Origin of the sequence: Gluconobacter sp. P1C6_b, assembly GCF_018811945.1 — a bacterium.
Lineage (GTDB): Bacteria > Pseudomonadota > Alphaproteobacteria > Acetobacterales > Acetobacteraceae > Gluconobacter.
Window position 1 is genome coordinate 1 of sequence record NZ_JACRVU010000018.1, and the last position, 13,025, is coordinate 13,025.

At 59.2% G+C, this 13,025-nt stretch carries 15 protein-coding genes and 1 pseudogene; 13 read left to right on the forward strand and 3 right to left on the reverse strand.

The annotated features are described in order from the left end of the window. Both KP701_RS11890 and KP701_RS11895 read right to left on the reverse strand, forming a co-directional pair. The coding region (locus KP701_RS11890) for a recombinase family protein (protein ID WP_215747340.1) at positions 1–399 on the reverse strand (399 nt) is incomplete at its 3' end. A 13-nt stretch (positions 400–412) separates the two neighbouring features. After that, positions 413–601, reverse strand: coding sequence for a hypothetical protein (locus KP701_RS11895; protein ID WP_086646749.1), 189 nt, complete (start codon positions 599–601; stop codon positions 413–415). 241 nt (positions 602–842) lie between these two features. Between KP701_RS11895 and KP701_RS11900 the strand changes: the two genes are divergently transcribed. The 6 genes from KP701_RS11900 (at position 843) to KP701_RS11925 (ending at position 8,294) form a co-directional block, all read left to right on the forward strand. Beyond that, positions 843–3,032, forward strand: coding sequence for an ATP-dependent RecD-like DNA helicase (locus KP701_RS11900; protein WP_086646748.1), 2,190 nt, complete (start codon positions 843–845; stop codon positions 3,030–3,032). A gap of 150 nt (positions 3,033–3,182) precedes the next feature. After that, the gene (locus KP701_RS11905) at positions 3,183–4,715 is read left to right on the forward strand and encodes an AAA family ATPase (RefSeq protein WP_086646747.1); all 1,533 of its coding nucleotides are present in this window, start codon (positions 3,183–3,185) and stop codon (positions 4,713–4,715) included. Continuing rightward, positions 4,708–5,637 (forward strand): DUF4435 domain-containing protein, encoded by a 930-nt coding sequence (locus tag KP701_RS11910; protein ID WP_215747341.1) that lies wholly within the window; start codon positions 4,708–4,710, stop codon positions 5,635–5,637. The genes KP701_RS11905 and KP701_RS11910 overlap by 8 nt, the downstream gene beginning before the upstream one ends. Before the next feature lie 256 nt (positions 5,638–5,893). Beyond that, a complete protein-coding gene (locus tag KP701_RS11915; protein WP_086646745.1) occupies positions 5,894–6,574 on the forward strand; it encodes a DNA methyltransferase in 681 nt (226 codons plus the stop codon). A 338-nt stretch (positions 6,575–6,912) separates the two neighbouring features. Continuing rightward, positions 6,913–7,329 carry a hypothetical protein gene (locus KP701_RS11920; protein WP_086646744.1) on the forward strand — a complete coding sequence of 139 codons (417 nt, stop codon included), beginning with the start codon at positions 6,913–6,915 and terminating at the stop codon, positions 7,327–7,329. A 647-nt stretch (positions 7,330–7,976) separates the two neighbouring features. After that, the gene (locus tag KP701_RS11925; RefSeq protein WP_086646743.1) at positions 7,977–8,294 is read left to right on the forward strand and encodes a DUF736 domain-containing protein; all 318 of its coding nucleotides are present in this window, start codon (positions 7,977–7,979) and stop codon (positions 8,292–8,294) included. 53 nt (positions 8,295–8,347) lie between these two features. On the opposite strand, the gene KP701_RS11930 is transcribed toward KP701_RS11925, so the two are convergent. Further along, the gene (locus tag KP701_RS11930; protein ID WP_086646742.1) at positions 8,348–8,599 is read right to left on the reverse strand and encodes a helix-turn-helix domain-containing protein; all 252 of its coding nucleotides are present in this window, start codon (positions 8,597–8,599) and stop codon (positions 8,348–8,350) included. A gap of 271 nt (positions 8,600–8,870) precedes the next feature. Between KP701_RS11930 and KP701_RS11935 the strand changes: the two genes are divergently transcribed. The 7 genes and pseudogenes from KP701_RS11935 (at position 8,871) to KP701_RS16330 (ending at position 12,985) form a co-directional block, all read left to right on the forward strand. Further along, complete coding sequence (locus KP701_RS11935; protein WP_086646751.1) at positions 8,871–9,077, forward strand: transcriptional regulator domain-containing protein; 207 nt, start codon at positions 8,871–8,873, stop codon at positions 9,075–9,077. A 58-nt stretch (positions 9,078–9,135) separates the two neighbouring features. After that, a complete protein-coding gene (locus KP701_RS11940; protein WP_086646741.1) occupies positions 9,136–9,657 on the forward strand; it encodes a DNA -binding domain-containing protein in 522 nt (173 codons plus the stop codon). Between the two features lie 96 nt (positions 9,658–9,753). Continuing rightward, a complete protein-coding gene (locus KP701_RS11945) occupies positions 9,754–10,050 on the forward strand; it encodes an AlpA family transcriptional regulator (RefSeq protein WP_012553482.1) in 297 nt (98 codons plus the stop codon). After that, on the forward strand, positions 10,047–11,123 hold the full coding sequence (locus tag KP701_RS11950) for a replication initiator protein A (RefSeq protein ID WP_086646740.1): 1,077 nt from the start codon (positions 10,047–10,049) through the stop codon (positions 11,121–11,123). Before KP701_RS11945 ends, KP701_RS11950 begins: the two co-directional genes overlap by 4 nt. Continuing rightward, positions 11,120–11,608 (forward strand): DUF2840 domain-containing protein, encoded by a 489-nt coding sequence (locus KP701_RS11955; RefSeq protein ID WP_086646739.1) that lies wholly within the window; start codon positions 11,120–11,122, stop codon positions 11,606–11,608. The genes KP701_RS11950 and KP701_RS11955 overlap by 4 nt, the downstream gene beginning before the upstream one ends. Before the next feature lie 17 nt (positions 11,609–11,625). After that, positions 11,626–12,090 (forward strand): annotated as a pseudogene (locus tag KP701_RS16325) (DNA cytosine methyltransferase); the annotation flags it as partial. A 22-nt stretch (positions 12,091–12,112) separates the two neighbouring features. Next, positions 12,113–12,985 carry a hypothetical protein gene (locus tag KP701_RS16330; protein WP_252345593.1) on the forward strand — a complete coding sequence of 291 codons (873 nt, stop codon included), beginning with the start codon at positions 12,113–12,115 and terminating at the stop codon, positions 12,983–12,985. The last annotated feature ends 40 nt before the right edge of the window (positions 12,986–13,025 follow it).

Here is a 13,025-nt window from a genome sequence, read left to right on the forward strand (position 1 = left end):
GCGATGGGTCTTCTCGGCCAGGTCCTTCAGGAACAGCGCGTTCATCGTGCCCTTGAGGCCGACATGGAGATGGGAGACTTCGCCCTCTGAAAGGGTGACGATCCGCACGCCGGCATAGTTCATGCGCTTGAAGACGCCGGCGATGTCCTCCTGGTCGCGGGACAGGCGATCCATCGCCTCGGCCAGCACGATCTGGAACCGTCCGCGCTGTGCGTCGGCGATCAGCGCCTGGATGCCGGGCCGCATCAGTGAGGCACCCGAGATAGCGTGATCGGTATACTCCTCGACGATGGTCCAGCCCTGTTTCTCCGCGTGGGTGCGGCAGACGCGAAGCTGGTCGGCGATCGAAGCGTCGCGCTGGTTATCGGAGGAATAGCGGGCGTAGAGCGCGACCTTCATGGTGAGGCATCCCTTACGGTCCGGAGCGGCGACGTTGCTCCTGTTGCTGCGACCGGAACCAGTCCCGTGCGGCACGACGGGCCATGAGGCGGACCAGCGCTATCAGGCGCGGGTCGGGGGCATCGGGCTGCAGGATGAGCCGCAACTCAGGCTCAGGCGGCCGATACGCCGGGGCAAGGGACTGTCTGGGTCTGTCCGTCATCGTTGCTCTCTTCCGACCGCATGGCAAGGAAAACAGACACACGATCTGGACAGATGACTGTTATTTCAATGGAAATGCGCAATATGCGAAAGCGTGCTCCTGAGTAATCCAGCGTGCGGAATCGTAGTTATGGGTAGTCCCGGATACAGGCGCGTCGTACAAATACTGGCGTATGACGGTGGTATGAGAGGGGAGGACGAGTCATGAACGATACGGGAGTGCCGTTCTTCCGGCAGGCCGGATGAGCGGACGCGCCACCGACTCTTCGCCCATGGAAGCGCTGGCCGGCCTCGTGGAGCGGGTGACGTTCCACAATGCCGAGAACGGCTTCTGCGTTCTGCGCGTGAAGGTGCGGGGGCAGCGCGATCTGGTCACTGTTGTCGGCCATGCCGCCATGATCTCGGCGGGCGAGTTCGTGCAGATGTCGGGCCGCTGGTTCAACGATCACACCCACGGCCTCCAGTTCAAGGCGGAGTTTCTGAAGGCCAGCCCGCCGACCACGGTCGAGGGGATCGAACGCTATCTTGGTTCTGGCATGATCCGGGGCATTGGTCCCGTCTATGCGAAGAAGCTGGTGAAAGCGTTCGGCGAGGCCGTGTTCGACCTGATCGAGCAGGAGCCCCACCGCCTGCGCGAGGTGACGGGCATCGGCCCCAAGCGGGCCGAACGGATCATCGGTGGCTGGGCGGACCAGAAGGTGATCCGCGAGATCATGCTGTTCCTGCACAGCAACGGCGTCGGCACCTCGCGGGCGGTGCGGATCTTCAAGACCTACGGGCAGGAAGCGGTCCAACAGATCAGCGAAAATCCCTATAGGCTGGCGAAGGATATCCGGGGCATCGGGTTCAAGACCGCCGACCAGATCGCCCGGAAGATGGGCATCGCGCCTGACGCGATGATCCGGGTGAGGGCAGGGATCTCCTACGCGCTCGGCGAGGCCATGGACGAAGGGCATTGCGGCCTGCTGGTCGGGGAACTGCTGACCAGCACCGCCGAACTGCTGGAGGTCGCCACCCCTCTGATCGGGACGGCGCTCGCACTTGAACTGGAAGCGGGCGACGTTATTGCCGACAGCGTGGGCGAGACGGACTGCATCTTCCTTGCTGTTCTCTATCGCGCGGAGCAGAGCATTGCGGAGCGGTTGCGCGCCTGCGCCGTGGGTCGACCGCCCTGGCCGGAGATCGACGCTGAAAAGGCCATGACCTGGGTGGAAACGAAGACCGGGCTTGCGCTCGCGCCCAGCCAGCAGGAGGCGGTGCGCCTTGCCCTGCGCAGCAAGGTGCTGGTGATCACCGGTGGTCCCGGCGTGGGTAAGACCACGCTGGTCAACGCCATCCTGAAAATCGTGACCGCCAAGGGTACGGATGTGCAGCTCTGCGCGCCAACGGGAAGGGCAGCGAAGCGCCTGTCGGAAAGCACGGGACTGGAGGGCAAGACCATCCACCGCCTGCTGGAGACGGATCCGGCCAATGGCAGTTTCAAGCGGGACGATACCAACCCGCTGACCTGCGATCTCCTGGTCGTGGATGAGGCGAGCATGGTCGATGTGCTTCTGATGCGTTCTCTGCTGCGCGCGTTGCCCGACAGCGCGGCCCTGCTGATCGTCGGCGATGTGGACCAGTTGCCGTCGGTGGGACCGGGGCAGGTGCTGGCCGATATCATCGGTTCCAACGCCGTGCCTGTAGTGCGGCTGACCGAGGTGTTCCGCCAGGCGGCACAGAGCCGGATCATCACCAATGCGCACCGGATCAACGAGGGCAGGATGCCCGAACTGAACGCGGAAGAGGGATCGGATTTCTATTTCGTCGAGGCCGCCGAGCCGGAGATCGGGCTGCGCAAACTGCTGGCCGTGGTGAAAGACCGTATCCCGGCGCGGTTCGGGCTGGACCCGGTTCGGGACGTGCAGGTGCTGTGCCCGATGAACCGGGGCGGGCTGGGCGCCCGGTCGCTGAATATCGAATTGCAGCAGGCGCTGAATCCGCCTGGCGAGGTGAAGGTCGAGCGGTTCGGCTGGACCTATGGTCCCGGCGACAAGGTGATGCAGATCGCCAATGATTATGACCGGGACGTCTTCAACGGGGATCTTGGCGTTATCGACAGGATCGATGTGGAAGAGGGCGAACTGACGGTCTCATTCGATGGAGGGGAGGTCGTTTACGGCTTCGGCGAGCTGGATGAACTGGTGCTTGCCTACGCCACGACCATCCACAAGAGCCAGGGATCGGAATATCCGGCCGTGGTGATCCCGCTGGTGACGCAGCATTACGCCATGTTGGCGCGGAACCTGCTCTATACGGGCGTGACACGGGGGAGGAAGCTCGTCGTGCTCGTGGGGCAGAAGAAGGCGCTGGCCATCGCCGTGCGCAATCAGGGCGGGAGGCGGCGGTGGTCGAAGCTCAGGGAGTGGCTGATGGAGTTGCGGGATGCATAAGGGTCTTTCTCGATATCGATACAGGCATTCCGTAGCACTTTTTAAAAGGTAAAAGTGCTACGTGGGCTCAGTTGCTTGAAAGTAGGCAGCGATAGTATGCTTGGAGCGAGAAAAATCGCTGTGTAAAAATAAATATATGGAGAGGGGATTATGATAAAAACAGAATCTAACGATCGTACAATATATGAAATTGCGGCAGATCCACCGGTGATTCAATATTTTGGAATCGTAAATCTTCATGGATACCGTTCTATTTCACTCTCATCAGAAAATGCCGCCACAATTTTGATTGCAAGGAATGGTACGGGAAAGACGACGTTGCTCGGCGCCCTAGACGCGTTTCTACGGTTACAATTGTCTAGACTTCGTAACTTAGAATTCTCGGAAATTAGATGTCGTTTGACGGGGGAAACAGAGGATCTTGTACTATACCACGCAGACGTTATAGATTTTCTTCAGATTCCTGTCGACGGAGATATAGGATTTTTGGCTGGTAGAGCGAATGTTGAACCATCCGCATTGTTTAATTTTATTATAGAAGACTGGGAAGACGGAAATTATCGACAAAGGTATAATTACGATGGAGGTGTGTATTCATCTATAGTAAGCGCTTTTGATTATAATCGTCGTGAAGCTAGTGTCGCTATAGAAAAAGTTCGCCAAATTCTGCTAGAGAGAAACCCAAGGATATTATCTATATATACAGTTTTGAAAAAATGTTTGAAGGGTTGTGAAATTGTCTATTTGCCAACTTATCGGCGAATTGAACTGGCGCTGCGAGGAGATCCGCGTGAGACACAACGACGCAGGAAACGTCCTCGATTTGAAGTGGCGGCTGGGAGTTTATTCACGGGCGAAATTCAATTTGGACTAACCGATATTTCTGAACGTCTATCTGAATTAAATCAGCAGATTATTATAGAGTCAAACGAGGGCTACCGTAAGATTAGTGCTGATATAATTAATGAATTACTCGACGGCTCTTTTGAAGCCGATGCATCTCCTCACTCCGAGGTGCCAGAGCGAGAGGAATTGCGGGTATTTTTTGAAAGACTGGAGAATGGACGGCGTCAAGGGCCTTACCCGCCTATATCTATTCCAAATTTAACAAAAATTTACACAAGGGAAGGTCTTGCAACTTCGTCGAGTAAGTTTCTAAGTTATTTCCTGTCGAAGTTGGCCACCATTATTAGATCAACAAAAGCCGTCGAGCAGCCTGTAGATGACTTTATTATGAATTGTAATAAATATTTATCATCCAATGAGCCGAGTACGGACATTATAACGAGTAAGACTATCTCCGCTGATGGTAAAGTACTACGTCTGAACCGATCTAACTTCAGAGTCCATGTTGAAAGTGTGCCAGGAAACAGGAGAATATCGCTTGATGCGCTTTCATCCGGTGAAAAACAGATGGTTTCATTATTTGCAAAGATGTTTCTGTACCCAAACCGTAAAATTGTACTTATCGACGAGCCCGAGCTTTCTCTTTCAATTGATTGGCAGCGAGAAATATTAGTTGATGTGCTTGGTGCTCCATCATGCGCCCAATTAATTGCAATCACTCACTCACCATTTGTATTTGATAATGATCTTGAACCATTTGCTGGAGCTCTGAAGATAGAAGAGAGCATTCATGAGGTTGCGTCTGATGAATATTCAGAGGACGACATCGATGAATAGTTCTGCTGATTGTAATCCGGAAGAAGGCTTTCTTGAAATAATGAAGGCTGCCAGAGGTAGTAGTGCAGTCTTGAAGGCTAGATTGCTAGCGCTCCGTTCCAGTTTAGCTAATGTAAAAATTTTTGCAGTAGAGGGTGATGATGATAAGATAATTTATGGTCAATGGCTTCAACGAGTTCGTCCAGACTTGTGTTACGAGCCATTTCCGTGTGGAGGAAAAAAAGAAGCCAGAATGTTAAGTAATTCTCTTTCTAAAGATGTGAGTGGACTTAAAAATGACGTGGTTATTTTAGTGGACAGAGATTATAATGACTTGGATGGTTTCTGCGATTGCGATAATGTTTTTATGACAGAGTTTTATTCTGCGGAAAACTACCTTGTTAACGAAGATGTTTTGGAAATTTTATTAAAAGATATTTTTCCATGTCATGCCCTGCCAGGAGTTAGAAAGGAGATTATTAGTTTATTTAATTCTGATTATTCTAATTTCCTTGAAATTACGACGGATATTAATAGGCGTATTTATATTGCCAGAAAAATTCCTGTGGAAATTACAAGGCGATTACCGAAAAGCTTAGGTCAGATCTCGTCTGTCGAACTCGGAAAAGTCACGGCAATCAACGTATCTGTTGAGGAATTGATTCCCTACGAGCGTGAACCGTTATTTAATGAAATAGAGAGTTTGTGTGCATCTTTTTCTAAGTTGGAACCGAAAACTCGATATAGAGGAAAATTCGCCATTAAATTTTTCATGATATGGTTAGACAAGTTGGCGAATGAATTTTCGACGTGGAGTCTAGGTCTATTCGGTAGCGTTAAACCCGAAGGTGTCGTCAGACGTGCAGAATTAACTCTAAGTACTTTTGCCTCCAAATCGTGTATCCCTAGTAATTTCATACAATTTGTAAATAGGATGGCGTGATGTATCATTTTTTTTATTTAATTACGAGAGCATTGATGGAAATGAACAGCTAATGGCTCCGCCCTCGCGCCGGAAAGGGTTCGCGTCAGCGCGCTGACGCCGCCCGACGGGGTTTCCCCGATCTTCCTGCGCTGCGCTCCGTGCAGATCTGGCGATACCCCTCCCCATCGGTCGCCCTTGCCGTTGCTACCCCGCTGCTCGCCGCGAGGCAGAGGAACAGCGGGGGCTGTTCCTCGCGGAACAAAGGGCAAAGATCATGACCGGCAACACCAACACGGCGACCGATTTCCGCAACACCATTCTCAACGGCGACAGCGTGCAACTGATGCGGGCGCTGCCCCGTAATTCGGTGGACTTCATCCTGACAGACCCGCCTTACCTTGTAAATTATCGGGGCAGGGATGGGCGCAAGGTTCGCAATGACGACAATGCGCGCTGGCTCCGGCCAGCCTTCAACCAGATGCACCGTGTCCTGAAATGGGGCGGGTTTGCCGTTTCGTTCTATGGCTGGAACCGCATCGACCTGTTCGCGGATGCATGGAAAGCGGCGGGGTTCCGCATGGTCGGGCATATCGTCTTTCGCAAGTCCTATTCTTCATCATCCCGGTTTCTTCGGTATGAACACGAAAGCGCCTACCTGCTGGCCAAGGGCAACGTGACACCGCCCGTAAAGCCCATTCCGGACGTGATCGACATGCCGTATTCGGGAAACAAGCTGCACCCGACGCAAAAGCCGGTGGCGGCACTCCTTCCCCTGGTGGAAACCTTCTGCCCGGTGGGTGGGCTGGTTCTGGACCCGTTCGCCGGTTCGGGTTCATCTCTGGTGGCGGCGCAGCATCTTGGGCGTGATTGGCTGGGCATGGAACTGGACCCGGACCACGCAGCCACGGCAACCCGCCGGCTGGCCTGGCACGGGGCGGCGAGGGCGGCGGCTTAAAGCCGCCCCCTTTCTTCGCCTCACCGGACGGACGGAAAATCGCACCGGCCCCGACGGGCCGGCGCGTGCGGCGCTCGCCGGCGGAGCCGGCTCGCGGAGAGTATGGCCGGAAAGGGGACGTTCCTGGCGCGGTAGCTCCAACGCTGCGAGGACAACGCGCCGCGTCCACGGCGCGAGCGGAAGGCGCCGACAGGCGGCGCCTCGGTCATAGTCCGGCGCGCTCCGCGCGCTGTCCTGATCGTGAAAGCAGATCCAGAAAACTCACTTCTATTTCGTAGATATTCCTGAATCGTCGCGGCATGTGTGTGGTGTTTCCTCTGCTGGAAAGGACGCGATCCATGCTGCTCGGTCTCGGTATTGTCCTCGGCTTCGCCGGTATCGGTTTCCTGTGCTGGCTGCTGTTTCTCTGCGCGGTCTATGCCGCCCCTCTGTTCGTGGCGGCGATGGTCTGCACGAAGCTCTACGACCATGGCGTGCTATCCAGCGCGCACGCCACGCTCGCGGGCATCGCCGCCGGGATCATGGTGCTGGCATGCGGCCAGGCGATCCTCGCCTCCTCGCGCGATCCCGCCCTGCGGGGCGCGGTGTCAGCGCTGCTTGCCCTGCCAGCCGCGCTGGCGGGGTTCGGCATGACGCTGGGTTTCAGCGGTGTGGGCGATATGGGCACCATCCCGGCCTACCTTTTCGCGATGTTGGGGGCATTATGCGTGGGTGGGGCCGCGTGGATGCGGCTTTGTGCCATCCAGCCCGCGTAAGTTCCCGGTGGCAGGATGCCAGTCTCGGTCAGGTCCAGAAGGTCAGCGTGGGGCCGTCAGTCCCCGTTGCGCGTGCATGGGCGGATCAGGAGACAGGATAGGGCAGTACCTTTCCTCTTGGGAAAGACGCCCGGACAGACTCCGACCGGAGTGAAACGTCGTCCAGCTTCAGTGCAGAAAACGCATGCCATTCTACTGGCATGACTGGCGGCTTGGTATCAACGTCCCGCCTGTCAATCTGGAAGCGCTGGGAACATGGTACCGGCCAGCGGAGTATCCCGGCGACGGATACAGTTTGATCTGCATGTTGTCGGGAAACGGATATCTCCCTCGCACCCTGCGTCCCAGTCATGGAACACGACGGACAGACCTGTCTCTCCATAGGGCTGACGGCGCCGCACACCATGACCTCAGACAATGGCCGATCTGCCCGAAGACCGGCTTCGCCTCGCCCGGCTATGGCGCAACGGCGGCCCGCAACTTTTTTCCCCTGGGCTTCGCCCATTCCTCGCGACCCAAAAAAATTCCGTGCCGCCGTCCTCCGCGTTGCTCCGGCCCCTGCGGGGTGCGCCGCCGGTCGTCTCCGGGCTGACGATGGCCATCGAGGCCACGATGGTCGCGGCCCGATACAACCAGGAGACAGGACAATGCTCATCGGTTCATTCAAAAAAGTCGGCGAGGGTTACGAAGGCGAAATCGTCACCCTGACGCAGAAAATCCGGGGTATCCGCTTCGTGCCCGAAGCCAGCCGGGCCAGCGACAATGTTCCCAACTTCCGGGTCCAGATCGGCAAACTCGAAGCCGGGGCCGCCTGGATCAAGCACACCACCGACTGGCGCGAATATCTCAGCGTGAAGCTGGACGATCCGACCCTTCCCGGTCCGATCTTCGCCAGCCTCTTCGAAGAGGAAGGTGGCGCCTACAACCTGGTCTGGAGCCGCCAGCGCCCGCGCAACGGGGACTGACCACCCCAGGCCCCTCCGGTTCGCCGGAGGGGCTTTCTTCCTCGCCAGGCCGGTTATGGCTTTCCGTCGGCCGGTGCTGCTTCTGTAACGACAGCGTGGCTTTCGTCCAGCAGCGCGGCGGGCCGCACGCCCAGTGCCTGTGACGCATGCCATAGCGAGAGAAGTGTCACATTCTGGCGTCCGGTCTCGATCCAGCTGATATAGGCGCGGTCCACGCCCATCCGTTCCGCCAAAGCCTCCTGGCTGAGACCGGTGGCGCGTCGTAGGCGCCTCACGTTCGCGCCGAAAAGTCCTCGGATGTCCATCCGCAGGATAGGAACGATTTGTGTATTATCGCGCTACGTATTATAATACACGGACGGTTTCTCTCCCGCCGGAGTGATGTGCCGAGCGCATCACGTAATGCCGGAAAAACCGACATTTCCCGCCCGCGTGGCCTGAATCTTCGTCCCTCTTCCAAATAATCCCTATCTGGTCGGAGATTGTCGGGATCACCCTCCTGAGTCTTTGGGACTACCCGTTTCGGTTTTGCACCGGATACTGGGTCGAATCTATGACATATCGGGGGAGGGGGGCGTGCCGACAATCCGGCCGTGGGATGCCACGCCCCTTCGTCGCGCTCTCGCCGGGCTCGACCCTGCCGGTCTCGCCCAGGAATGGCTGCGACACAATCCGGCCTATCGGCGCGATCATGCCGCAACCATGACGACGGGCAAGGTGGACGCCGAAATATGGCGCACCTTCGCCCGTCGCTGGGGGTTGCGTTTTCCCTGTCGACCCTAATCTCCCCGCCTGGCTTGCTCCCGCTTTCTGGGATCCTGACATCGCGCCCGAGGTCGCCGTGCGTGGTGATGGGGGTGACATTCTGTCCCGTCTCGCGCCATACGCGCGGGCACGACATGATGCTCCGGATGGCATCCATCTCGTGCTGGATAGCGCAGCAGGCCCGCTGCGCCTTTTCATTGTCGTCGATCGGCAGCCCGACGCGCCAGGAACCTGGTTCATCATCGACGACGGACATCTCACGACCCGTCTGGCCAGCGTTGCGCGCTGCGGCCGCCTGCTTGCCGGTCAGACGCCCGGTCCTCTTCCCTCTACGCTGCGCCTGAGCCCCCAGCAGAAACTGCGCCAGATCCGCATGCTCTGCATCGCCGAAGGCCGACGCATGGGCGTGGCGGTCCGACGGATCGCGGCCGGCATCTACGGTGAGCATATCCTGTGCTTGTCCCGCAATGAATGGCGTGCCAGCGCATGGCACCGGGCTTTCTACCGCGATCTCGACGGTGCCGGGTTCTATCTGAACGGCGGCCATATCGCTCTCCTTCAGGGGCTGAAGCAGGGGGGTGACATTTTGGCGGCCTGAACTTTGTCATCCCTCCCCACAGCTCATTCTCCGGCAGCGTCCTCCCATGAGCCGCGACACCCCGCCAGCGGCCCGATCCACCGGGAGCAAGACCCCATGCGTGTTCAGCCGACACTGCCACCGCGCTATCTGCGCACCCCGGATGCGGCCAATTTCGTTGGCCTGTCCATCCGCACGCTCGAAAAACACCGGAGCTGCGGCACCGGTCCGCTCTACCGCCAGCTTGGCGGCCGGATCGTCTACGCCGTCGAAGACCTGTGCGCCTGGGCCGATCTGAACGTCCGGCTGTCCACGGGTGATGGAGGCGGCATTCCCATGCCGTCCGATCCCCGCGCCTATATCATCCGCCTGCAGGCGAAGGCCCGCAAGGCGCAGCGGAGCGCCGGACGATGATGCCGTCTGCCGATAACTGGCGTCAGCCAGATCGCCGCTTTGTGGTCTCCGGGCCTGCCAGTCCGCGTGACATCCGCGACCTGATGGATCGTCCGCTCTTCGCACTCGGGAAAATGCCACGTCATGAGCCGATCCGTCATCGGTCGGGCTACAGCGAGGTTCACGTCATGTCCTCCGGCGACGCCGGGCTGGCGACACTCATGGATGCCGACGTGCTGCTCTGGCTTGCCGGACAGCTCAGGGGCGCGCTGAACGAGGGGCAATGGATTTCCCGCCATGTCCGTTTCACGCCTTGGCGTCTGTTCCAGGACCTCGGCTGGGATGCCGGCGCGCATCAGTACCGCCGTCTGCGTGGCGCACTGACACGTCTCGCGGCCACGACGGTGATGACGAATATCCGCAATGGCCCGGACTGGCGGGAACGGCCGTTCGCCTGGGTCAGTGATGTCCGTATCTCCCGCGACGATGGCGTCGCTCTGACCCTGTCGGACTGGTTCCTCGCCGCTGTCACTGAGCCCACACGCGTGTTGACCGTGCATCCGGCCTATTTCCACATGGGGAGCGGGATCGGACGCTGGCTCTACCGCTTCGCCCGGCGACGTGTCGGACGGCAGAAGGGACGATGGCTGTTCGATTTCACCGAATTGCATGGCCGTTCCGGCACTCTGATGCAACGATATGATTTCGCGCTCGCACTGGGAAAGATCGTTCGGGCGCAATCGCTTCCGGGATATCGTCTCTCCACCTGTCTGCGACATGGCACCGATTATTTGCGGATCGAAGCAACGACGCCGTCCACAGGGCCTGTGGAGAAGCCAGTGGAACCACTCGTTGCCACAACGGTGGAAAAACACGTTGGAACAGATACGGTTGTATCGTTGGGTCGTTCAAAAAACCACTATGTAAACCATTGTTCCGGAAGGAAAAGCGAGAGGCGTAACTTCTTAACTTATAAGTACAATACTATATGTAGTAGTAAGAGGGGTATTTTTCGCGACAATTCTGACTTGTCCAGACAGGCCAAAAAAGAAGCTCGGGAAGCGGTCGCGGATCGCGGGGCAGGTGCGCCATGACCGCCCCGTCTTTCCGGCCGGACGACGCTGCGCTCACCACGGTTGAACTGACCTGGATCGAGAAGCGCATCGAACACTGGGTCCGGTTCGGGCACCCTGTCGAGGATCGCATTCTAGATCGCAGGCGCAGGCTGATGAGCTTCACGCCGGACAGCGTTTTCGCGTTCATCCGCTGGGCCGCGAACGATTTCGGCACCGTGGTGTCCTGCATCGACATCGTGCGCGCCGTGGGGACTCAGGAAACCTGCCAGACGGTGCCCTTTGTGCGCCCCGGCGGCGAGAGCCTGCTGCGCCAGAGCGGCTGGCCAAAGGTGCGTCGGGTGCTGGAGGCCATCGACGGTGTAGAGGCACTTGGGATCGATCCCGCTACTGCCTGTCCCGATCACTGGCGCCATCTGCATCATCGCCTCACGGCAGCGCAGGAACCGCGTCCCTACACGCGCGAACGCCATGTTGCCTGGCTGCGCCGGAGGGCAGTGGCATGACGTATGGTCATTCCCCCATGGGTGATATCTCACCCCGCACCCCCTTCCGCGTGCTGGACCTGTTCGCGGGTGCGGCTGGCGGCTGGACGCTGGGCCTGCACCGGGCGGGCTTCGTCACCGTCGCCGCCTGCGAGATCGTTCCATGGCGGCGCGTGCTCTACGCGGAGAACAATCCCCATGTCCGCCTCTACGACGACGTCCGGACCCTCACCGCAGGGCGACTTGTTTCCGACCTCGGTTTCCTGCCCGATCTCGTCACGGGCAGCCCGCCGTGCCAGGACATCAGCAGCGCCAACACCAGGGGCAAAGGGATCGACGGCGCGCGGTCGGGCCTCTACCGCGAAGCCATCCGCCTGGTCGGAGAATGCCGCCCTCGCTGGTTCGCTTTTGAGAACAGCGCTAACCTCAGAACTCGCGGCGTGGACCGGCTGCTCGATGCGCTGGAGGCGCTCGGCTACGCCTGCGAACCGTGCGTGGTGGGTGCTGGAGATATCGGCGCCTGCCATGTCCGCAAACGGTCCTGGCTCATCGGTTTCGACCCCCGGCAGCTTGCCGACACCGGTCTCGCAGTCGCAACAGGGCGGGATGCGGATGGAAGGCGGAGGGGGCGCGCGGGCGGCGATGAAGGCGTCGGGCCTTTACGATGTGTTCCGCACGGATCGTATGGCGACGCCACGGGCGTCGGATGCCGCGAAGGGTGGTCGGGGCGACGTGCTGGCGCAGATGACGGGGCAGGAGAACCGTCATGCGGGGATGCAGGGAACCCCGACTGCCAACCCTGCGCCAGGGGGCAGCATGTTGCGTCGGTGCAAGGGGCGGATGACATCGGAGCAGGACGATTTCAGCCGTACGCCGACGATCGGGGAAGCGCTGTATTTCGAGGAGCGCCAGCCTCCCTGCGGGATGCTGCCCACACCGCTGGCGCCGAACGGGGGCCGCCGGCTCACCGCGCGGGAGATCGAGACGGGCCGTCGGGCGAACGGATCCAAGGCCCAGATCGACACGCCGAACCTGCTGCGGCACGCAGCACTGGAAACACTGCCGACGCCCACGAAGCGGGACAGCCGGATGGACGGTTGGAGCGATGCTTACGACCGCCGCAAATCCCCGACGATGGACGCGGTGATGGATGGAGCGATGACGGGCAGGGCGCCCCCGGATCGCTGGGCGGGAGCACGGACGCTGGCGACGCTGTTACGGAGCCATGGGCTGGCTGGAACAGCGGCCCTGCCGCTCATCTACGGCTGGATGATGGGCTTTCCGCCTGGCTGGCTCGCACGCGCGTTGCGCTCGGCGATGGACGCCGGGCGTCTGCCGCCAGCTTCGCCGTCGAGGCGTTCGGCGACGCGGTCGTCCCGGATATCCCCGAAGCCATAGGCCACGCCATCCTGCGCGTCGAACGCGCGCTCGACGCGGT